Below are 20347 nucleotides of genomic sequence, written 5' to 3' on the forward strand. Positions count from 1 at the left end.
GGTCAAACCTAGCGGCGCACCAACGCCGGTTCCAGCCGCTCAGCCGGGAAAATCGCCCACCCCGTGCTCCACCAGGTCAAACGCCTGGTCGATGACCTCCCCCTGCTCCTCCCGCACGAACTCCGCGTCGTCTCCCGCCACGATCCGGCCCATCGCGTGCGCGAAGATCGTCGTGATCGCTGTCGTCAGCAGTCCGGCCACCATCCGGGACCGGAACGCCTCCCCCGACTCCTCCGCCAGGACCTCCGCGAACGCCGTCGCGATTTCTCGCTCCTGCTCGTACCACCGTGCCGTCAACGCCGGGCTCGAGGTCAGGACCCACCAGAACCCCGGGCCGCCGGCGATGGCTCCGGACAGGGGGTGGCCCGAGGACAGCAGCGAATGCTGGTGGCGGCGCAACGCCTCGCACGCCGAAACCCCCGCCGGGCGGTCGCGGATCACCGCGGTCAGCTCGGCCAGGCGGTCCGCGTGGCGGTCCAGGAACAGGTCCTCCTTGCGCGGGAAGTAGTTGAACACCGTCATCTTCGAGACGCCCGCCGCCTCCGCGATCTCCGCCACCGTCACCTCCTCGAAGCCGCGCTGGATGAACAGGCCCGTGGCGACGTTCGAGATCAGCAGGCGGGTGGCCTGCTTCTTCCGCTCGCGCAGTCCGTGATCCGCCATGAGCCGAGAGTATAGACCGAGCTCAAAGTTTGACTCGGTAAAAGTTTCGCGGCATCATCGGAGCCATGAACAGGGATGTGGTGATCTCCGGGGGCGGACCGGTCGGCTTGATGCTGGCCTGCGAACTGCGGCTGGCGGGCGTGGACGTGCTCGTCGTCGAACGGCTGCCCGAGCCGGACCAGACGATCAAGGCCGGGTCGGTGAACCTGACCACGGCCGAAGCCTTCTACCGGCGGGGGCTGCTGCCCGCCATCGACGAGGTCGTGCAGCAGAACCACGCGCAGATCAAGAAGTTCCTCGAATCCCGGGGCGGGGGCGGACCGAAGGGGATGATCCCGGTGGGGCACTTCGCCGGGATCATGGTCACCTCCGACGGTGTCGACTTCGGCGACGCCGACTTCCGGGACGTCGGGCCCGCCGCCCGGGTGGTCGTGATCCAGCAGCAGGCCGTCGAGGCGATCCTGGCCCGGCGCGCCACCGACCTGGGGGTCGAGATCCGGCGGGGCGTCGAGCTGACCGGGTTCGACGCCGGCGACGACGGCGTCACCGTGCACCTCGGGGACGGCGGGTCCGTGCGGGCCGGCTGGCTCGTCGGGGCCGACGGCGGGCGGAGCCGGGTCCGGAAGCTGGCGGGCTTCGACTTCCCCGGGACCGATCCCGCCGTCACCGGGCGCCAGGCGATGGCCGAGCTCACCGGCGCGGACGCGCTGCCCGGCGGCTGGCAGCACGGCTCCGGCGGCCTCTACGTCCACGGGCCCATGCCCGGCCGGTTCCTCACCGTCGAGTTCGACGGGCCGCCCGCGGACCGCGACGCGCCGATCACCGCCCAGGAGCTCGAAGACAGCTTCCGGCGCGTCTCCGGTGCGGACGTCCGGGTCACGAAGGTCCACAGCGCGACGCGCTTCACCGACAACGCGCGGCAGGCGAGCACCTACCGCCAGGGCCGCGTGCTCCTGGCCGGCGACGCGGCGCACGTCCACTCGCCCTTCGGCGGGCAGGGCCTCAACCTCGGCATCGGCGACGCGGTCAACCTGGGCTGGAAGCTCGCCGCGACGATCCACGGCTGGGCGCCCTCGGGCCTGCTCGACAGCTACACGACCGAGCGTCACCCGATCGGCGAGTGGGTGCTCGAGTGGACCCGGGCGCAGGTCGCGCTGATGCGCAGCGACGTGCGGACGAAGGCGCTACGCCGGGTCGTCGACGACCTGCTGCACACCGGCGACGGCGCCACGTACCTGGCGAAGAAGCTTTCCGGTGTGCTGCACCGGTACCCGATCGAGGGGGAGCACGACCTCACCGGCCGCGCGGCGCCGGACTTCGCCTTCGCCGACGGCACCCGGCTCGGCGAGCACCTCCACGACGGCCAGGCGCTCCTGCTGGACCTGGCCGAGAACACCGAGCTGCCCGACACGGCGGCGGGGTGGGCCGGCCGGGTGAAGGTGCTGACGGCGAAGTGCGTGGGCGACGCGGCCCCGACCGGCGTGCTGGTGCGCCCGGACGGTCACATCGCCTGGGCCCGCGACGACGGTTCGGCGGACGGCCTGGACGCCGCGCTGCGCCGGTGGTTCGGCGAGCCCGTCTGACGCGGCGGGCGCGCCGGGCTCCCGGCGCGCCCTACAGCCGGGCGGCGAGTTTCGTCGCGAGCCGGGTGCAGACCCCGCTGCGGTGTTCGATCACGTAGGCGATCGCGAGCCGGTTCCGGCCCTGGCTGCGATTGCCGGTGACCACCATCCGCCCGATCTAGCCCTTTTCCCCGGCCGCCAGCTGTACCGCGACATCGATGATCATGTCCTCCTGGCCGCCGACCAGCGCGAGTTCGCCGCAGCGGCGCAGGATCGCCTGCGCCGGGACGCCGTAGCGCTCCGCCGCGCGCTCCGCGTGCAGCAGGAAGCTCGAATACACCCCGGCCCAGCCCTGGACGATCGCGTTGCGGTCCAGCTTCGGCCACCGCTGCAGGTACGGGCGGACGACCTCCTCGGCCGCGTCCAGCAACGCGCCGACGTCGAGGCCCGTGTCGATCCCCAGGCGGTCGAACACCGCCGCCAGGACCTCCGTCGGGGAATTGCCCGCGCCCGCGCCGAGCGCGCACAGCGACCCGTCGACGTACCGGACGCCGGCCTCGTACGCCAGCACCGAGTTCGCGACGCCGAGCGACAGGTTCTGGTGCCCGTGGTAGCCGACCCACGCCGTGTCGCCGACCTCCGCGACCAGCGCTTCGAACCGGGCGCGGGCCTCGTGCATCAACAGCGCCCCCGCCGAGTCCGTCACGTACGCCGCCTGGCAGCCCGCGTCCACCATGATCCGCGCCTGCTTCGCCAGGTCCTCCGGCGGCGTCCGGTGCGCCATCATCAGGAACCCGGCCGTCTCCATCCCGAGTTCGCGCGCCAGGCCGAAGTGCTGCGGCGAGACGTCGGCTTCGGTGCAGTGCGTGGCCACGCGGACCATCTCCGCACCCGCGTCGAACGCGCGCTGCAGGTCCTCCGCGGTGCCGATGCCCGGGACTAGCAGCACCGCGATCTTCGCCTGCTTCGCCTCTTCGCGCGCCGCGGCGATCAGTTCCAGCTCGTCGACGGCGGAAAAGCCGTAGGTGAACGACGATCCGCCGAGGCCGTCGCCGTGGGTCACCTCGATCACCTCGACCCCCGCGCGGTCGAGCGCGCGGACGGTGTCCCGCACCTGCTGCCCGGTGAAGCGGTGGGCCATCGCGTGACTGCCGTCGCGCAGTGTCGTGTCGACGATCCGGACGTCGTGGCGCAACTCCGGCCTGGTCATGCTGAAACCTCCTGCTTCGCGCGCGCCATCAGCTCGCCGACGCGGGCCGCCGCGGCGGTCATGATGTCCAGGTTGCCGGCGTACTCGGGCAGGTAGTCGCCGTTGCCGCGGACCTCGAGGAAGATGCCGACCCGCGCGTTGCCGTCCCAGTCCTCGCGGGCGTCGTCGAACTGCGGATCCGCCCGCAGCCGGTAGCCGGGCACGTACTTCTGCACTTCTTCGACCATCTCGTGGATGGACGCGGTGACGGCGTCGCGGTCGGCGTCGAGGCCGATCGCGCAGAACACCGTGTCGCGCATGATCATCGGCGGCTCGACCGGGTTGAGGATGATGATCGCCTTGCCGCGCCCGGCGCCGCCGATTTCGGCCACCGCCTGCGACGTCGTGCGCGTGAACTCGTCGATGTTCGCCCGCGTCCCCGGACCGGCTCCGCGTGACGCCACCGACGCGACGATCTCCGCGTACGGCACCGGCGTCACCCGGGAAACCGCGTGCACCATGGGGATCGTGGCCTGACCCCCGCAGGTGATCATCGAGACGTTCGGCGCGTCGAGGTGCGCGCCGAGGTTCACCGGCGGGCACACCATCGGGCCGAGGTGCGCCGGGGTCAGGTCGATCGCCTGGATGCCGGCTTCCGCGTACCGCGGGGCGTTCGCGGCGTGCGCCTTCGCCGACGTGGCCTCGAAGACCAGCTCCGGCCGGGGATCCTGGCGCAGCAGCCAGTCGACGCCCTCGGCGGACGCCGCGATCCCCTGCGCCCGGGCGCGGTCGAGGCCGTCCGACTCGACCACCCCGGCCACGTAACCGACTTCGAGCACGTCACTGCGCCGCAGCTTCGCCAGCAGATCGGTGCCGATGTTGCCGGGGCCGACGATCGCCGCCATCACGGGAGCCATGTCCCGACCGTCGCACCGGGCCGTCCGGTCGGGACAGCCTTGTGTTCCGGCCAACGGAACGCCGACACTGTCCCCATGGCATTCGACGTCGTGGCCGGCGCCGGGTCGCTGCTCAGCGGCACCGGCGTGCGGTTCCCGCACCGCTGGACCGCCGCCGGGGTCAGCGTGGACACCGAGTTCACCGGCGGCCACCTGCTGCACCTGGCCGCGGCCGGGTGCGTCCTCAACGACCTGTACCGCGAGGCCGGGCGGCTCGGCATCGAGCTCGCCGGGGTGCGGGTGCGCGCCACCGGCGGCTTCGACACGGCGACCTGGGTGTCGACCGGCATCACCTACTCGGTCGAGCTCGATTCGGCGGCCGCTGCCGGGGACCTCGAGCGGCTGCTCGAAGTCGTCGACGCCGTCGCCGAGATCCCGCGGGCGCTGCGGGCCGGGCCGCCGGTGCGGCGCGCGCCCTGAATCACCGCCGCGGCACCCAGCGCGGCCACTCCCCCGCACGTCATGACGGCCGGCACCGACACGGCGTCCACCACGAACCCGCCGGCCAGCGCCCCGGCCGAGAGCGTGGCCTGGAAGGACGCGGTGAACAGGACGGTCGCCGCCTCGGGGGCGTCGGGGGCCGCGCGCGCGAACCAGGCCTGGGCGCCGACCGGCACCGCGCCGTAGGCCGCGCCCCAGACCACGAGGGTCACCAGTGCCCCGGCCGGGCCGGTGTGCGGCAGGGCGAAGACCGACACCGCGATCAGCGCCGCCGCGACGGCGAAGCCGGCCCGGTGCCGCCCGGCCAGGAAGGTCCCCGCGACCCCGGCGACGCCGTAGGCGAGCAGGTAGGCGCTGAGCACCTCCGGCCGGACGACGTCCCGCAGCAGCGGGGTGACGTAGGTGTAGGTGCCGAAGTGGGCCAAGACGACGAGGAAGGTCACCACCAGTCCACTTCGGACACCGCGCCGCCGCAACAGTCCACTGAGGACGCTCAGCCGGGTGATCCGCTCGGCCGGCAGGGACGGCGTGACGAGCAGCAGCGCGACGGCGGTGGCGAGGCTCAGCAGGCCGAGCAGCAGGAACGCCGTCCGCCAGCCCGCGAGCTGCCCGACGAGGGTGCCGAGCGGCACGCCGAGCACCGAACCGAGGGGCACCGCCGAGAAGATCACCGCCGTCGCCCGCGCGGCGGCCGCCGTCCCGACGAGCCGGGGCGCCAGGCCGGCGCCGATCGACCAGAACCCGCCGATGACGACGCCGACGAGGAGACGGGCGGTCAGGAGTACCCAGAACGCGGGCGCGGCGGCGGCCAGCACGCCGGCCACCGCGAGCAGGACCAGCAGGCCGGCCAGCATCGGGCGCCGGTCGAGCCGGCCGGTCGCCGCGGTGACCACCGGCGCGGCCACCGCGGCGGCGAAGCCGGGCACGGTCATCGTCCAGCCGGCGGTGCCGGCCGGGACACCGAACCCGGCCGCGATCGGCGTCAGCAGCCCGATCGGCAGGATTTCGGTGGTGACAACAACGAAAATGCCGGTGGTGACCGCGAAAACGGCGGGCCACCGGGGTGGGGGTGCGCTCATGGTGCCCACTGAACCCGGTGGCGGACCGCGGGCGCTGGCGGATTCGCGACAGCTCGGGGTCCCGTCGGATTCCCGCCGGTTTGATCGACTCCGGTTCGGGGCAGTTCGGGAAAAGCACCCGATCGAGGAGGTTCCGATGGCCGAACGGCGTTGGCACGTCATCCCGAACACGGCTTCGCTGTGCTGGTTGTACCTGGGCGTGGGCGCGGTCCTGCTCGTATCCAGCATCCTCACCCTGACCGGCACGGACGGCCGCGCCCCCGTGCTCACCGTGATCGCCGCCGTGGCCGCGGTGGCGCTGGTGGCGCTTTCCGTGGTCGGCCTGGCCCGGCCGAAGCTGCGCGGCCGCTGAGCCGGCCCCGGCCGGGTCCCGCGGCGGCGGCGGGACCCGGCCGGAAGTTCCTACAGTTCCCGGTGATCCGCGTGGTCGACCCGCGCCTCCGGCACCGGGCGGCCGTCACTCACCCGGAAGTCGTCGACGCCGTCGAGCACGAACGTCGGCGTGCCCGCCACCTGGTCCGCACGGCTGTGGTGGACGTCGGCGTCGGTCACGTCCCGCAGCACGAACGCGGGGCGGGTGTCGGGCTTGCCGAACCGCACGTCCACGTTGTCCCAGCTGATCCCGCGGGCGTGGCGGACGAAGAAGCCGTACGCGGGCAGCGTCCCGAACATCGACGGCTCCGGGTAAGCGGTTTCCAGCTCCGGCGGGTCCGCCACCGCGTCGCCCGGGGTCAGGCCGCCGGCGAGGTGGTGTCGGATGTTGCTCAGCTTGACGTCTTCGATGGGGTGGCCCGGGATCCCGGCCAGGCACGAGGGGTACCGCGGGTCGGCGTCGATCGTGGTGACGTCGCTGATGCTCACCCGCCGCAGGAACCCGACCGGGATGCCCGCCGGGCCGCGCATCCGCGCGCCCAGCCGGAGGAACAGCGGCATCTGGACGTTGCGCATGGTCAGGTTGCTGATCGTGACGTCCTCCAGCCACCCGCCGTCGACCGTCTCCAAGGCCAGGCCGCGGCAGTGTTCGAAGACCACGTTCGAGATCGCGATGTTGCGGAACCCGCCGTTGGACTCGGTGCCGAACTTGACGCGGCCGGTGCGGCCGTACGCCGACGTCTTATACGTGCCGCCGACGAGGGTGCCGAGGTCGTAGCCGCTGACGAAGCAGTTGTCGATGGTGACGTTTTCGGTGTCGCGCACCTGGTTCAGCGCGTAGGTGCTCTTCAGCACGATGGCGTCGTCGTTGGGCGAGTTCACGGTCGTGTTGGCGATCCGGACGTTCTTGCAGCAGTCGATGTTGATGCCGTCGCGGTTGGTGTCGATCACCAGCCCGTCGATGCGGAAGTTGTCGACGCCGGTGGGCAGGATGCCGAAGTGCCCGCCGTTGACGATCGTGATGTCGCGGATCGCGACGTTGCGGCACAGCTTGAGCGCGATCGCCTTGTTCCCGTTGAGCGGCGCGGATTCCGCGCTGCCGCCGGCCACCAGACCCTGGCCGTCGATTTTGCCGGGACCCTCGATGGTGACGTTCTCCAGGTTCTCGCCCCAGATCAGGCTGTTGTGCCAGTGGCTGTGCCCGAAGTCCTGGTACGGGTTGCCCGCGCCGGGTTCGGCGGGGTCGTAGCCGCGCCCGCCGGCCGGGGCGGCGGCCAGGATCGTCGCGTTCGCGCCGAGGTACAGCGCGATGTTGCTCCTGAGGTGGATCGAATAGCTCGCGTACGTCCCGGCGGGGAAGTACACGGTCCCGCCGTGGACGGCGGCCGCGTCGATCGCGCGGTTGATCGCGGCGGTGTCGATGGTGCGCCCGTCGCCCTTCGCGCCGAACTTCGTGACGTCGAAGAACCGGCCCGGCGCGCCGGACAGTTCGTCGGCACCGGCGGCCGGAGGTCCGACCACTGGCAGGGCGGCACCGGCAGCGCCCGCGGCTCCCCAGGCGACGACACGGCGGCGGCTCAACGCTCTTCCCACTCCAGCTCCCTACTTCGCAACGGCGAAGGCCCGTCAAGGTGCCTCCGACGGCGGATCGGGAATGCGTCTTCAGCTAAGGGCAAATGATCGGATGAGTCAAGCCACCCGCGGGCGCATGATCAGTGCGGCGACGAAGTACACGCACGGGTGCTCGCCGCGGTTGGCGTAGGAATGCCCGACGTCGGCGGGAAAGTACACCGAATCGCCGGCCGCCAGGACGTACTCCGCATCGCCGACGCCGAGGCACAGCTCCCCCGCCTCGACGGCGACGAACTCGTGCGACCCCGGCGCGTACGCCGGGAAGCCGCCCGCGTCGCAGCCCGGTGGCAGGGTCGTGCGGATCCACTCGAAGTTGACGCCGGGGACGACCGGGGTCAGGACCGTCCGGTGCCAGCCGCCGGGTTCGGCGACGTGGTCCTGCTCCGCCGCGCGGCGGACGATCACGCGGTCGGTCTCCAGGTCGGCCAGCAGCCGGGAGACCGACAGCCCGAGCCCGTCGGCGATCCGGGACAGCACCACGATCGTCGGCGTCTTCTCGCCGCGCTCGATGGCCGACAGCATGCTCACGCTGACACCCGCCTGGCGGGCCAGGGCGGCCAGCGCGAGGCCGCGGTCGGCGCGCAGCTCGTGCAGGCGGCGGCCGAGCAACGCCGGATCGATCATTCCTCTATGATAGCGGCTATGTCCACTATAGCGGAAGCCACGGAAGCCGACGCCGAAGGCATCGCTGCCGTCTTCGCGCCGTACGTGACCGGATCCGTCGTCACGTTCGAAACCACGCCGCCGACGGCGGAGCAGTGGCGCGCGAAGATCCGCGACCGCGCGTGGCCGTTCCTCGTCCTCGCCGGAGAAGGCGAGGTCCTCGGCTACGCCCTGGCGACCCCGTGGCGGCCGAAACCGGCGTACCGGTACTCGGTGGAGACGACGATCTACCTCGCCGCCGAGGCCGCCGGCCGCGGGCACGGACGCCGGCTGCTCGACGAACTGCTGAAGCGGTGCGAAGAAGCCGGGGCGCGGCAGGCGATCGCGGTCGTCGTCGACTCCGGCAACCCGGCGTCGCGAAACCTCCACCGCGCGGCCGGGTTCGCCGACGCGGGCGTGCTGCGCCGCGTCGGGTTCAAGCACGGCCGCTGGCTCGACACCCTGCTGCTGCAGCGCGAACTGGGCTAGCGGGACTTCGCCCGCAGGTGCAGCCGTTCGCCCTGCTTGCCGAACAGGCTGAGGATCTCGGCCGGACGGCCGACCGCGCCGAACCAGTGCGGGAGCCGCGTGTCGAATTCCGCCGCCTCGCCGGGGCCCAGCGTCATGTCGCGGTCGGCGAGGACCAGCCGCAGGCGGCCCGACAGGACGTACAGCCACTCGTAGCCCTCGTGCACCTGCGGGTCGGGCTCGCCCGTCTCCGGCTCGAGGATCATCTTGAACGCCTGCGGCGCGCCCGGCTGGCGGGTCAGTGGCAGCACGGTCATCGCCGCGCCGTTGTGGCGCGGGATGCGGCGCGCGGTCAGCCGGACCCGCGGGTCGCCCACCTCCGGCGCGCCGACCAGCTCGTCCAGCGGCACCTGGTGGGCCTGGGCGATCGGCAGGAGCAGCTCCAGGCTCGGCTTGCGCTGGCCGGACTCCAGCCGGGACAGCGTGCTCTTCGAAATGCCCGTCGCCGCCGACAGGTCGGCCAGCGTGACCCGCCGCTGGGTGCGGACCCGCTTGAGCCGGGGGCCGACCTCGGCCAGCGCCTGGGTGATCGCGTCGGTCATGCTCCCAGCAAACCCGCTCGTCCCGGAAACGGCAACATTAGTTGTCGGATTCGCGATGGCGGGGTCAGGGTGGCGGCATGACCGAAAACAACAGCTTCGACGTACTGGTGGTGGGTGGCGGCGCCGCGGGACTCAGCGCCGCCCTGATGCTCGGCCGGGCGCGGCGGCGCGTCGCCGTCGTCGACGCCCGGGCCCCGCGCAACGCCCCGGCGTCCCACATGCACGGCTTCCTCTCCCGCGACGGCCTGCCGCCGGCCGAACTCCTGGAGCTCGGCCGCGGCGAACTCCGCGGCTACGGCGTGGAACTGCTCGAAGACCGGGTGACCCGGCTCGTGCCGGGTTTCACGGCCGAGCTGGCGAGCGGCCGCGCACTGACCGCCCGGCGCGTCCTGGTCGCCACCGGCGTCCACGACGACCTGCCGGACCTCCCGGGCCTGCGGGAAAGCTGGGGCACCGACGCCGTCACCTGCCCCTACTGCCACGGCTACGAGGTGCGCGACCGGCCGCTCGGCGTGCTCGGCACCGAACCCGCGAGCGTCGAGCACGCCCTGCTCGTCCGCCAGTGGTCGCCGGACACCGTGTACTTCGCGCACACGACGCAAGTGTCCGAAGAGGACCGTGAGCGGCTCGACGCGCGCGGGATCCGGGTCGTCGACGGGATCGTGACCGCGGTCCGGCGCGAGGACGGCCGCCTCACCGGCATCGAGCTCGGGGCCCGGTTCGTGCCGCGGACGGCGCTGTTCCTGCGCACCCGGACCGTCCCGCACGACGATCTGCTGCGCGGCCTCGGCTACGTCGAAGGCGAGGCCGACCCGTCCGGGAAGACGAGCGTGCCGGGCGTGTGGACCGCCGGGAACGTCGCCGACGCGCGGGCGACCGTGATCATCGCCGCGGCCCAGGGCGCGGCCGCCGCCGCGGCGCTGAACCACGACCTCGTCGCCGAGGACACGCAGCGGGCGGTCGACGCGCTCGGCGGCTTCTCCCCCGCCGCGGAACGCGCGGCCGCCGGGGTGCGCTGACGTCCTGGCGCCCGGCGCTCCCGCGTGCCAGGCTCGGCGGATGCGCCCGACGCTCTACGAATTCGCCGGCGGCGACCCCGCGATCCGCGCGCTGGCCGCCGCCCACCACACGCGCTGCCTGGCCGATCCGGAGCTGAACCACCCGTTCTCGAAACAGGATCAGCACCCGCAGCACGTCGAGCGGCTCGCCTGGTACTGGGCCGAGGTGCTGGGCGGCCCGACGCGGTTCTCCGACGAGTGCAGCGACCACTCGGCGATGCTGCGGATGCACGCCGGCAACGGCGACATGAGCGACCTCGGCCGCCGGTTCGTCGCCTGCTTCGTCCAGGCCGCCGACGACGCCGGCCTGCCGGCCGACCCGGAGTTCCGCGCGGCCCTGCGCGCCTACATGGAGTGGGCGGTGGCGGAGGTCCTGACCTACCCGGGCCCGCCCGCCGAGGTGCCCGCCGGGCTGGCCGTGCCGCGCTGGTCGTGGAACGGGTTGCAGCCGCTGTAACGACCAAGGCGGTCCCCGCGTCTTGCAGGCGACGACCGGCTGTGGAGGTCCGTCGCCAGAGCCGGTCCGGACGGGTTCCCCCCACCCGCCCGGACCGGTTCGCCCACGAGGTCCGAAAGCCGCGAGCGTGCGGGCGCGGGCCGGGCCAGACTGGCCGCCGTGCTCCTCGACCGCTACCTCCTCGCCGCCCGGGGTTTCGGGCACCACCTGCGCGCGGTCCGGCCCGGCGGCTGGGGCGCGCCGACGCCGTGCGCGGACTGGGATGTCCGGGCCCTGGTCAACCACATGACCCGCGGCAACCTCAACTACGCCGGCCTGCTGCACGGGGCCACCCGGGAGGAGTTCCTGGCGCTGCGGGAGGAGGACGCGCTCGGGGACGATCCCGTTTCCGCCTACACCGCCTCGGTCCGGGCGTGTGCGGCCGCCTTCGCCGAGGAAGGGGCGCTGGACCGCGTGGTCGACTACCCGCTCGGCAAGCTCACCGGCCGGCGCGCCCTGGCCGTGCGCACGACGGACAGCACCGTGCACACCTGGGACCTCGCCCGCGCGCTCGGCGCCGGCGAAACCCTCGACCCGGGCCTGGTCGCGTGGATCGACGAGGATTACGACGCGATTTTCGCGGGCCTGGGCCCGGGGATCTTCGCCGAGCCGCCGGCCGCGCCGCCCGGCGCGTCCCGCCAGGACCGGCTGCTCACGCGGTTCGGCCGCGACCCCCGCCGAGCCGGCCCACCAGCTCGGTGAGCGCGTCCCCCAGCGGCCGGTCGACCCGCACGGACGCGTAGCGGTCCCCGCGGGTTTCGCCGCGGTTGACGATCACCACCGGCTTGCCCGCGCCCGCCGCGTGCCGGACGAACCGGAGCCCGGACATCACCGTCAGGGACGAGCCCAGCACGAGCAGCGCCGCGGCGGCGTCGACCAGCCGGTAGCACTGCTCGACCCGCGGCCTCGGCACGTTCTCGCCGAAGAACACCACGTCCGGTTTGAGGACGCCCTCGCACGCCTCGCACGGCACCGGCACGAAGCGGCGCACGACGTCGGCGGGCAGTTCGACGTCGCCGTCCGGGTTGATCCGGGTGGCCTCGCCCGCGAAGCCGGGGTTCGCCGCCCGCAGCCGCCGGTCGAGCTCCGCGCGCGGGCTCGTGCGGCGGCAGTCCAGGCAGATCACCCGGTCCAGGCTGCCGTGCAGCTCGACGGCGTCCGCGGTGCCCGCCGCCTGGTGCAGGCCGTCGACGTTCTGCGTGATGACGCCCTCGACGTACCCGGCCTCGCGCAGGGCGGTCACCGCGCGGTGACCGTCGTTGGGGTCGGCGCGGGCGATCGTGCGCCAGCCGAGGTGGCTGCGCGCCCAGTACCGCTGCCGTCCTTCGGCGCTGCCGACGAACTCGTCGTAGGTCATCGGCGTGTGCCGGCGCAGGCTGCCGCTTTCGCCGCGGTAGTCGGGGATCCCGGACTCGGTGGACAGGCCGGCCCCGCTGAGCACGGCCACCCCGCCGCGCGCGACGACGCCGGTCAGCTCGTCAAGGCCGGACGTCCGCGGCAGCGGCGCGTCCGGCGACGTCCAGGACAGCGTGGGCCGGGTTCGCACTAGGTCAGGGTACGTGGACCGGCGAGGTCCTTCTCGAACCAGTGATCGGCGTAGTGCTCGTCGTTGAACGGCGTGACCTCCCGGTACCCCGCGGCGCGGTACAGGGCGATCGCTTCCGCGAGCGCGCGGTTCGTCTCGAGCCGGAGCGTGCGGACGCCGGCGTCGAAGGCGTACGCCTCCAGCTCGGCCAGCAGCCGCCGGCCCAGCCCGAGGCCGCGCGCGGACGACGCCACCCACATCCGCTTGACCTCGGCGCCCGCGGCACCGGCGAGCTTCAGCGCGCCGCACCCCACCGGCTCCCCGTGCAGCCGGGCGACGAGCAGGACCCCGGCCGGCGGCGTCATTTCGGCGTCGGCCGCGGAGATGCTGAGCTCCGGGTCGAAGCCGTCGTCGAACCGCCCGGCCAGCTCGGCGAAGTAGGCACGCAGGCAGAACCGGGCGTCGGCGTGCCCGGGCGGGCAGGGCGCGACGTCGACCGCCGAAGCGGTCAGCAGCCGTTCCACCTCGGCCATGGCGGCGACGAGCCGGGCGCGCCGGCTGTCGGACAGCGGGGCCAGCAGCGCGGCGGCCGCGTCGTCGGACCGGCGGTCGAGGGTGGCGCGTTCGGCCAGCCCCGCCTCGGTGAGCCGGGCGGTGCGGACGCGGCCGTCGTCGTGGCCGGCCTCGACGCGCACCAGGCCGTCCGCTTCGAGGCCGCGCAGCAGCCGGCTGAGGTACCCGGAATCGAGGCCGAGCCGCGCGCGCAGCTCGCGGACGTCCCGGCCGGCCACGCCGATCTCCCACAGCACCCGCGCCGGCCCGAGCGGCCGGTCGCGGGCGAGGAAGGCGTCGTCGAGCGCGCCGATCCGCTGCGTGACGGTGCGGTTGAACCGCCGGACGCCGTCCACCAGGCTCTGGTCCATTCCTCTGACTATAGTCAGCGATTGGCGTTCTGGGCGACGGACAGCCCTGATCAACTAGGTGACACTGCGTGTTGGGCGTGTCACATCCAGCTCCCGGGGCCGCCGGTTTTGCGGTACACCGGAAGTTCTGCTGTCGAGCTGCGGGCTGGGATGCGATGGCCGACGAACCGGAGCACGAGCACGGCACGGGATCGGTGCGCAACGAGGTGCCCGGCACCGTGGCGGGGTCCGTGGTGCAGGCGGGCTCGATCGGGCAGCTGGTGCTTTCCGCGCCCCGGGAGAAGCTGCCGGTGCCGCGGCTGCTGCCCCCGGCGGTCCGGGACTTCGCCGGCCGCGACGACCAGCTCGGCCGCCTCGACGAACTCCTGCCCGGCGAAGACCGGCCGGCCGCGACGGTGATCGCGGCCGTCGACGGCACCGCCGGCGTCGGCAAGACGACCCTGGCCGTCCGGTGGGCGCACCGGGTGGAACACCGCTTCCCCGACGGCACGCTCTTCGCCGACCTGCGGGGCTACGGCCCGAGCGCGCCGGTGCACCCGGGTTCGGTGCTCACGTCGTTCCTGCGCGTCCTGGGCATCGAGGAGGACCGGGTCCCGGCCGGGCTGGACGCCCAGGTGAGCCTCTACCGCTCACTGCTCGCCGGCCGCCGCGTGCTCGTCCTGCTGGACAACGCCGGCTCCGCCGAGCAGGTCCGCCCGCTGTTGCCGGGCGCCCCCGGCTGCCTGGTGCTGGTCACCAGCCGGGCCAGCCTGACCGGGCTGCTCGTCGCCGAGGCCGCCAGCCAGCTCACCGTGGACCTGTTCAGCCGGGCGGAAGCCGACGTCCTGCTCCGCCGGATCCTCGGGAGCGCGCGGGTCGAGGAAGAGCCCGAAGCCGTGGCCGATCTGGTCGAGGTGTGCGTGCGGCTGCCGCTGGCGCTGCGGATCGCCGCCACCCGGATCGCCACCCGGCGCCACACCAGCGTCGCCGAGGTCGTCGCGGACATCGTGGCCGACCGGACCGGACTGGACGTGCTGAGCAGCAGCGGGGACGGAGGCAGTGCCGTGCGGACCGTGTTCGACTGGTCGTACACCGGGCTGGCGGGCGAGCACGCCCGCCTGTTCCGCCGGCTGGGCCTGCACCCCGGGGCCGAGTTCGGGGTGCCCGCCGCCGCGGCGGTCGCCGGGGTCGACGTCGGCACGGCGTACCGGCAGCTCGACGCCCTGGCCGAGGTGCACCTCGTCGAGGCCGCCGGCGGCCGGCGCTACCGGCTCCACGACCTGCTGCACGCCTACGCCGCCCACCGCGCCGAGCTGGACGACGACCCGGATGAGCGCCACCACGCCCGGGATCGCCTGTTCTCGTGGTACGCCCGGACCGCGCGGGCGGCGGACCGGCTCGTCTTCCCCGGGCTGGAGGCCCCCGCCGTCGAGCTGCCGCCGTCCGGCCCGGAGCTCCCGCTGGCCGACCGTTCCGCGGCCCTCGCGTGGCTGACCACCGAGCAGGCGAACCTGACCGCGGTGCTGCGCGCGGCCACCGAGCACCCCGAGGCCGCGCTGGTCCTGGCCGGCACCGCCCGGTTCCTGAGTCTCCGCGAGCAGGCTTCGTGGTCCGTGCGGTTCGAGGCCGAATCGCTGGGGCTCGCCGCCGCGAGAGCGGCCGGGAACCGGGCCGCCGAGGCACTGCTGCTCGGGTTCCGGGGCGACACGCTCGCCGACCTGGGGCGCTGGGACGCGGCCGAGGCCGACTTCCGCCGTCAGCTGGAGCTGGCGGCCGGGCTCGGCGACCCGGTCCGGCAGCAGGTGGCGTTCTCCGGCCTGGGCCAGCTCCGCTTCCTGCAGCAGCGCTACGCCGAGGCGCGGGAGTTCTACCGGCGGGCGCTGCCACGGGCGGGCGGCGGCCGTCCCGAAGCAGTCATCGAGTGCAATCTCAGCCGGATCAGCGTCCGGCTGGGCGAGTTCGAGCAGGCGCGCGACCACGCCGAACGCGAACTCGCCCTGCGCCGCGAGGCCGCCGACGACGTCGGCGAGGCGTACGCCCTGTGCGACGTCGCCGTGGCGCTGCAGGGCCTGGGCGACCACGGCACCGCGATCGAGTACGCCGATCAGGCGGTCACGCGGTACCGGACGCTCGCCGGCACCGAGAGCCTCCTCGCGCAGGCCCTCGAGACGGCGGCGACCTCACTCGAGCACACCGGGGACCGGACGCGTGCGGCGCACGCCCTGACGGAGGCCGCCGCCCTGCTCGAAAACCGGGACGCCGACCGGGCCGGGACGCTCCACCGCCGGGCGCGCGAACTCGGGTCCGGGTGACCGTCATCCGCACACCGGGCAGTCGGGCCGCGGTTCTTCCGGGCCGAGCGCGAAACTGTCCTGCAGGGTGACGAGGTTGTAGCCGAACTCGCAGTTGGTGCGCACGGCGGGTACCCCGGTGACCAGGCTGAGCGTCAGGTGCGCGGCCAGCTGCCCGGCGACGCCGGCCGTCACGGCGTTCGCGGCGTGTGCCCGGCCGAGCCCGGCGGCCGACGGCGAAGCGGTCAGCGGCGGCTCCCCGGCACACCGCTCGCGCTCGGCGACGTGCGCGCACTCGTGGCACGGGCCGCTCCCCGGCCGGTACACCCCGCAGCTGACCTGCGGTCCGTGGTAGCCGCCGTGCACCCAGGCCGTCCCGGTCGCCACACACGCTTCGTTGGCCCAGGACCGGATCCGCTCGGGCTGGTCCGCGGCCAGCAGCAGCACGTCGAAGCCGGTCGCGAGCCTCCGCAGCGCCCCGGGGCCGTCGACGGTGAACCGCTCGCCGGTCACCCGGACTCCCGAGTTGAAGGCGCCGAGCCGCTCGACGGCCGCGTCGACCTTGGGCCGGCCGAGGTCGTGCTCGGTGAACAGGATCTGGCGGTTGAGGTTGGAGAGCTCGACGACGTCGGGCTCGACGCAGTGGACGTGCCCGACGCCGGACACCACCAGTGTCTGGGCCGCGGTGCAGCCGACCCCGCCGATCCCGACCACCACGACCCGCGCACCGCGCAGCAGCAGCTGTGTGTCCCAGCTCGTGCGGCGCGGCGTCCGGTCCATCCACCGGAAGAGGGCCCGGCTCCGGCGGTAGCGCTCCCGCTCCCCGGCGGTCAGCCCGGCGACGCGCGGTTCCGCGGCGTCCTCGACGTACCCGGCCCGGACGAGGTCGTCCACCGCCGTCCTGACATCGCCCGCGGACAACGCAGGGTGGCGGCGGACCAGGCCGGCGACGACCTGGTCCGTGGTCCTCGAACCGTCGAGGGCGGCCAGCAGCGCCCACACCCAGCCGTCCGGGTCCGTGATGTCGGCGGCGATGCCGCGCACGACGCCGCCGATCCGGACGCGGTCGTCGCCGTGGCGGACCGGGAGGTGCTCGGGTTTGATCCTGGGACGCCGCATCGCCACTCCTCCCTAACTCTGCTGCGTGGGGCTGCTGAAGGTCGTTTCCCGTGCCACTTCAATGAATTCGATCATGGGTTCAGGTCTCCCTCGGCCGGATTTCCGATCGGACACCGCAAGCGTGGAACCCGGCCCTGACAACGACGTGCCGACGCCGGCGTCAACCGCGCAACAACCGGCTGTCAAACGTGACAAAACGAGGTCAGCACTGGTCAGAGCGCTGCGCGGCACCGACGGGAAATGCCAGAATGAATTGCGCGAGCAGGTGCTACACAGCAATCCCAGGAGGGGGGAAAGCTGGCGGATGGAGATCGCGTTCGGAATTCTCGGGCAGACAACCATGCGCATGCACGGGCAGTTGACCACCGGATGGGGGTCACCCAAGCTGCAGAAAGTGCTGGCGGCGTTGCTGACGCAACCCAGGGTGCGCATGGGGGTGACCCCCCTGGCCGAATGGGTCTGGTCGGCCGACGAGCGCGAGCCGCTGGACCCGGTGGCCACGTTCCGCACCTACGCCGGGCGGATCGGCAAAGCCCTGCGCGAAGCCGGGGTTCCCGCGACACTGCGCACCGTCGACGGCGCACTGCTGATCGACGTCGAACGGACGGCGATCGACTATTTCGCCGCCGGAGAAATGATCGAAACGGCTCGGCGGTACAGCAAGGCGCAGGACCACGAAGCCGCCTGCGAAATGGTCACCGCCGCACTCGGCCTGTGGCAGGGCCAGCCGCTCGCGGACCTGACGTCCCAGCGCGCGCGGGACTGGCGCTACGCGGCGGTGCACACCACCTGGCTGCCGGCGAACCGACTGCTGCTGGGCGAACTGATCGCCCTCGGCCGGTTCGAGGCGGCCCTGGGGAAACTCGACGAACTCCAGCGCGAACACCGGACCGACATCGGGCTGGTTCGCCGCCGCCTGCAGGTGCTGCGCGAACTCGGCCTGACCGACGACATGGGCGCCTACCACCTCACCGCCCGCCGGCTCCTCCAGGCCGAAGGCGACCCGGCCGCGGCCGAGGACCTGCTCCGGTACTACAACAGCCTGACCGCGTCACCCGAACCGGGCCGGCGGACCGGCCCGGGGGCCCGCAGCGCGGCCGAGCGGCTCGAGGCCCTGCCGCCGCCGCGCCCGCCGGCCGACCGGCCCGTCCCCGGCCCGCCGGGCACCCTGCTCCCGGCGTTCCGGCCGCGGGGCCGGTCGCTGCTTCCCCCGGCACCCCCCGATTTCGTCGGGCACCAGGACCTGCTGGAGCACCTCGATCGCCTGGCGTGCACCGCCGAGGGCCGGTTCCGGCCCGGCGTGGTCGTCCTGGACGGGTTGGCCGGTATCGGCAAGACAGCGCTGGCCGTGCATTGGGCGCACCGGCAGTACGGCGGCCTGGTCGACACGGCGTTGTACCTCGACCTGCACGGCTTCGACGGCAGCCGTCCGCTGGAGGCCGCGGACGTGGTCGACGCGCTGCTCGATTCCGTCGACGTGCCGATCGCCCGGCTGGCCACGCGGGCGCGGCGCGAAGGAAAGTTGCGCGAAATCCTCGCGGAGACGCGGACTTTGGTCGTGCTCGACAACGCCGCGAACTCAGCCCACGTGCTGCCGCTGCTGTTCACGCTGTCGCCGTCACTGGTGCTCGTCACCAGCCGCCAGGCGCTGACCGCGCTGGCGAGCCGGCACGGGGCACGGCACTGTTCGGTCACCCCGCTCGACGACGAGCACGCCGCTCAGCTGCTGGCCGGGCGCATCGGCCGCCGGGGCGTTGCGGAACAGGCGGCCCTCACCCGGATCACGGCCCTGTGCGGCGGGCTTCCCCTTGCGCTGCAACTGGTCGCGCACCACATCGAAAGCCGCCGCGGCGCGGCGCTGACCGAGTTCGCCGACGAACTGCAGGACGAGAGCCGCCTGCTCGACATCGGCGACGACGGCGACGATCCCCCCGCGAACGTCCGGGCGGCGTTTTCGGTCACGTACCACGCCCTCCCGCCCGAGGCCCGCGAACTGTTCCGGCTGATCGGCCTGTCCCCGACCCGGGAACTGACCCTGCCCGCGGCGGCCGCCCTGGCCGGCGCACCGGTCAAGGAGGTCCAGCACGCCCTCGACGTCCTCGCCGGCACCCACTTCCTCGACCACACGGGATTCCGCGGCCGCTACCGCATCCACGACCTGCTCCGCGCGTTCGCCCGCGAACTCGCCGAACAGGGGGGCGACCGGGAGCACGCCGAGCGGCGGCTGTTGAGTTATTTCTTACACGCCAGCTACAACGCCGACCGGTTGCTGTTCCCGTTCCGTCCGCCGGTCCCGATGCTGCCCTCGGAGAGCGGCACACCGGTGGCGGAGCACGCATCCGAGAGCGCGGCGGCGAGTTTCCTCCTGAACGAGCGTACTAATTTTTCGCAGCTGGTTCCCTGGGCAGCAGAGCGGGGTTATCACGAATACGCGTGGCGAATCCCGCACAATTTGTACGGCCTCTATCGTCGTTACGGTTTTTACAGCGACCTTTGTGACACTTATCGCGTCGCCGTTTCTTCGGTTCAGTCGGTGGTGGATCTGGAATCCGAGGGAGCAACGAGAAGTGATTATGGAAAGGTCACTTTCGCATTAGGCGACCGGGATTCGGCATTGCAGCAGTTCCACCTCGCGGCCGCACTCGCACAGCGGACGCAAAGCGCGATGGGGATTGCGATCTCGTTGTCGAACCTGGGCAACTACGAAGCCGAGGTCGGCAATCTCGAAGCAGCGGCCGACCTGTACCGGCGCGCACTGGACCAGCTGGCCGAAACCGGCAATCCGGGCGCGGAATCGGCGATCCTCCACCGCTTGGCGGTGACCCTGCGCAGCGCCGAAGGGTGTCATGACGAGGTCCTCGCCTTGTTCCGCCGGGCACTGAGCCTGCGGGAGGGTATCGGCAACGAGCACGGTCAGGCAGAGACACTGGCAGAGCTGGCGGCAACCCTGGCCGACCTGCAGGAATACGCCGACGCACGACACCACGGCCTGCGTTCGCTGGCGATCGTCGAGCGGATCCACGATCTTGAAGTCGGCCCCCGGGCGTGCTGTGTGCTGGCCTTGATCCATTACCGCGAGGCCGACCATGCGGCCGCGATCGGCTACGCGCGTCAAGCCATTCGCCTGGCCAGACGCACGCACACCGCGCCGGTCGAGGCCGACGCACTGCACATTCTCGGCCATGCGCTGCACAACACCGGACGGCTCGCGGCCGCCGAAGAAGGGTGGCTGACGGCGGCGGCCATCTACGGCGACCTGGGCAATCAGGAACGCGAGCGCCACCTCGTTGACGATCTCGCGAGTCTGACAGAGCCGCCTCCAGCCCGATAAACCTGAAAGTTACTCTGAA

At 72.9% G+C, this 20347-nt stretch carries 18 protein-coding genes and 1 pseudogene; 9 read left to right on the top strand and 10 right to left on the bottom strand.

All coding sequences use genetic code 11. The features are described from left to right. Window positions 1–39: 39 nt before the first annotated feature. Complete coding sequence (locus tag ABZW17_RS21280) at window positions 40–663, bottom strand: TetR family transcriptional regulator (RefSeq protein ID WP_354816565.1); 624 nt, start codon at window positions 661–663, stop codon at window positions 40–42. Between the two features lie 65 nt (window positions 664–728). Between ABZW17_RS21280 and ABZW17_RS21285 the strand changes: the two genes are divergently transcribed. After that, entirely contained in the window at window positions 729–2246 is a 1518-nt protein-coding gene (locus tag ABZW17_RS21285; protein WP_354816568.1) for an FAD-dependent monooxygenase, read from the top strand. A gap of 157 nt (window positions 2247–2403) precedes the next feature. On the opposite strand, the gene dmpG is transcribed toward ABZW17_RS21285, so the two are convergent. Beyond that, entirely contained in the window at window positions 2404–3435 is a 1032-nt protein-coding gene (dmpG, locus tag ABZW17_RS21290; protein WP_354816571.1) for a 4-hydroxy-2-oxovalerate aldolase, read from the bottom strand. Then, the gene (locus tag ABZW17_RS21295; RefSeq protein WP_354816574.1) at window positions 3432–4331 is read right to left on the bottom strand and encodes an acetaldehyde dehydrogenase (acetylating); all 900 of its coding nucleotides are present in this window, start codon (window positions 4329–4331) and stop codon (window positions 3432–3434) included. The genes dmpG and ABZW17_RS21295 overlap by 4 nt, the downstream gene beginning before the upstream one ends. A gap of 75 nt (window positions 4332–4406) precedes the next feature. Here ABZW17_RS21295 and ABZW17_RS21300 point away from each other — a divergent pair. After that, window positions 4407–4715 (top strand): annotated as a pseudogene (locus ABZW17_RS21300) (hypothetical protein); the annotation flags it as partial. Here the strand turns inward: ABZW17_RS21300 and ABZW17_RS21305 are convergent. Then, window positions 4664–5890 carry an MFS transporter gene (locus tag ABZW17_RS21305; RefSeq protein WP_354816577.1) on the bottom strand — a complete coding sequence of 409 codons (1227 nt, stop codon included), beginning with the start codon at window positions 5888–5890 and terminating at the stop codon, window positions 4664–4666. The pseudogene ABZW17_RS21300 and the gene ABZW17_RS21305 sit on opposite strands and share 52 nt — an antisense overlap. Before the next feature lie 136 nt (window positions 5891–6026). On the opposite strand from ABZW17_RS21305, the gene ABZW17_RS21310 reads away from it, so the two are divergent. Then, the gene (locus ABZW17_RS21310) at window positions 6027–6242 is read left to right on the top strand and encodes a hypothetical protein (RefSeq protein ID WP_354816580.1); all 216 of its coding nucleotides are present in this window, start codon (window positions 6027–6029) and stop codon (window positions 6240–6242) included. Window positions 6243–6292: 50 nt separating this feature from the next. Here the strand turns inward: ABZW17_RS21310 and ABZW17_RS21315 are convergent, their stop codons facing one another. Together ABZW17_RS21315 and ABZW17_RS21320 are read right to left on the bottom strand one after the other, a co-directional pair. Continuing rightward, the gene (locus ABZW17_RS21315; RefSeq protein WP_354816878.1) at window positions 6293–7783 is read right to left on the bottom strand and encodes a glycoside hydrolase family 28 protein; all 1491 of its coding nucleotides are present in this window, start codon (window positions 7781–7783) and stop codon (window positions 6293–6295) included. A 168-nt stretch (window positions 7784–7951) separates the two neighbouring features. Continuing rightward, window positions 7952–8518, bottom strand: a complete 567-nt coding sequence (locus tag ABZW17_RS21320; protein WP_354816583.1) for an XRE family transcriptional regulator — start codon at window positions 8516–8518, stop codon at window positions 7952–7954. Between the two features lie 18 nt (window positions 8519–8536). On the opposite strand from ABZW17_RS21320, the gene ABZW17_RS21325 reads away from it, so the two are divergent. Next, window positions 8537–9025: an N-acetyltransferase family protein gene (locus ABZW17_RS21325; RefSeq protein ID WP_354816586.1), complete on the top strand. Its 489-nt coding sequence runs from the start codon at window positions 8537–8539 to the stop codon at window positions 9023–9025. On the opposite strand, the gene ABZW17_RS21330 is transcribed toward ABZW17_RS21325, so the two are convergent. Then, window positions 9022–9606 (bottom strand): XRE family transcriptional regulator, encoded by a 585-nt coding sequence (locus ABZW17_RS21330; protein WP_354816589.1) that lies wholly within the window; start codon window positions 9604–9606, stop codon window positions 9022–9024. The two genes, ABZW17_RS21325 and ABZW17_RS21330, sit on opposite strands and share 4 nt — an antisense overlap. Window positions 9607–9683: 77 nt before the next feature. On the opposite strand from ABZW17_RS21330, the gene ABZW17_RS21335 reads away from it, so the two are divergent. From ABZW17_RS21335 to ABZW17_RS21345, 3 genes are all read left to right on the top strand, one after another. After that, window positions 9684–10625, top strand: coding sequence for an NAD(P)/FAD-dependent oxidoreductase (locus tag ABZW17_RS21335; RefSeq protein ID WP_354816592.1), 942 nt, complete (start codon window positions 9684–9686; stop codon window positions 10623–10625). Between the two features lie 40 nt (window positions 10626–10665). Next, on the top strand, window positions 10666–11121 hold the full coding sequence (locus ABZW17_RS21340) for a group II truncated hemoglobin (RefSeq protein ID WP_354816595.1): 456 nt from the start codon (window positions 10666–10668) through the stop codon (window positions 11119–11121). Between the two features lie 159 nt (window positions 11122–11280). Then, the gene (locus tag ABZW17_RS21345; protein WP_354816597.1) at window positions 11281–11862 is read left to right on the top strand and encodes a TIGR03086 family metal-binding protein; all 582 of its coding nucleotides are present in this window, start codon (window positions 11281–11283) and stop codon (window positions 11860–11862) included. Here the strand turns inward: ABZW17_RS21345 and ABZW17_RS21350 are convergent. Then, entirely contained in the window at window positions 11813–12706 is an 894-nt protein-coding gene (locus tag ABZW17_RS21350) for an NAD-dependent protein deacetylase (RefSeq protein ID WP_354816599.1), read from the bottom strand. The genes ABZW17_RS21345 and ABZW17_RS21350 overlap by 50 nt on opposite strands. Beyond that, complete coding sequence (locus ABZW17_RS21355) at window positions 12706–13608, bottom strand: MarR family winged helix-turn-helix transcriptional regulator (RefSeq protein ID WP_354816602.1); 903 nt, start codon at window positions 13606–13608, stop codon at window positions 12706–12708. Before ABZW17_RS21355 ends, ABZW17_RS21350 begins: the two co-directional genes overlap by 1 nt. Before the next feature lie 155 nt (window positions 13609–13763). On the opposite strand from ABZW17_RS21355, the gene ABZW17_RS21360 reads away from it, so the two are divergent. Continuing rightward, on the top strand, window positions 13764–15899 hold the full coding sequence (locus ABZW17_RS21360; RefSeq protein ID WP_354816605.1) for a tetratricopeptide repeat protein: 2136 nt from the start codon (window positions 13764–13766) through the stop codon (window positions 15897–15899). A 3-nt stretch (window positions 15900–15902) separates the two neighbouring features. Here the strand turns inward: ABZW17_RS21360 and ABZW17_RS21365 are convergent, their stop codons facing one another. Next, window positions 15903–16997, bottom strand: coding sequence for a ThiF family adenylyltransferase (locus ABZW17_RS21365; protein WP_354816608.1), 1095 nt, complete (start codon window positions 16995–16997; stop codon window positions 15903–15905). 25 nt (window positions 16998–17022) lie between these two features. On the opposite strand from ABZW17_RS21365, the gene ABZW17_RS21370 reads away from it, so the two are divergent. Then, window positions 17023–20328: a BTAD domain-containing putative transcriptional regulator gene (locus ABZW17_RS21370; RefSeq protein ID WP_354816611.1), complete on the top strand. Its 3306-nt coding sequence runs from the start codon at window positions 17023–17025 to the stop codon at window positions 20326–20328. The last annotated feature ends 19 nt before the right edge of the window (window positions 20329–20347 follow it).

It is taken from the genome of Amycolatopsis sp. NPDC004625 (genome assembly GCF_040609695.1).
GTDB lineage: Bacteria > Actinomycetota > Actinomycetes > Mycobacteriales > Pseudonocardiaceae > Amycolatopsis.

Coding starts and splice junctions, on each gene's coding strand:
- ABZW17_RS21280 (WP_354816565.1), bottom strand. CDS start 663: ATGGCGGATCACGGACTGCGCGAGCGGAAGAAGCAGGCCACCCGCCTG.
- ABZW17_RS21285 (WP_354816568.1), top strand. CDS start 729: ATGAACAGGGATGTGGTGATCTCCGGGGGCGGACCGGTCGGCTTGATG.
- dmpG (WP_354816571.1), bottom strand. CDS start 3,435: ATGACCAGGCCGGAGTTGCGCCACGACGTCCGGATCGTCGACACGACA.
- ABZW17_RS21295 (WP_354816574.1), bottom strand. CDS start 4,331: ATGGCTCCCGTGATGGCGGCGATCGTCGGCCCCGGCAACATCGGCACC.
- ABZW17_RS21305 (WP_354816577.1), bottom strand. CDS start 5,890: ATGAGCGCACCCCCACCCCGGTGGCCCGCCGTTTTCGCGGTCACCACC.
- ABZW17_RS21310 (WP_354816580.1), top strand. CDS start 6,027: ATGGCCGAACGGCGTTGGCACGTCATCCCGAACACGGCTTCGCTGTGC.
- ABZW17_RS21320 (WP_354816583.1), bottom strand. CDS start 8,518: ATGATCGATCCGGCGTTGCTCGGCCGCCGCCTGCACGAGCTGCGCGCC.
- ABZW17_RS21325 (WP_354816586.1), top strand. CDS start 8,537: ATGTCCACTATAGCGGAAGCCACGGAAGCCGACGCCGAAGGCATCGCT.
- ABZW17_RS21330 (WP_354816589.1), bottom strand. CDS start 9,606: ATGACCGACGCGATCACCCAGGCGCTGGCCGAGGTCGGCCCCCGGCTC.
- ABZW17_RS21335 (WP_354816592.1), top strand. CDS start 9,684: ATGACCGAAAACAACAGCTTCGACGTACTGGTGGTGGGTGGCGGCGCC.
- ABZW17_RS21340 (WP_354816595.1), top strand. CDS start 10,666: ATGCGCCCGACGCTCTACGAATTCGCCGGCGGCGACCCCGCGATCCGC.
- ABZW17_RS21355 (WP_354816602.1), bottom strand. CDS start 13,608: ATGGACCAGAGCCTGGTGGACGGCGTCCGGCGGTTCAACCGCACCGTC.
- ABZW17_RS21360 (WP_354816605.1), top strand. CDS start 13,764: ATGGCCGACGAACCGGAGCACGAGCACGGCACGGGATCGGTGCGCAAC.
- ABZW17_RS21365 (WP_354816608.1), bottom strand. CDS start 16,997: ATGCGGCGTCCCAGGATCAAACCCGAGCACCTCCCGGTCCGCCACGGC.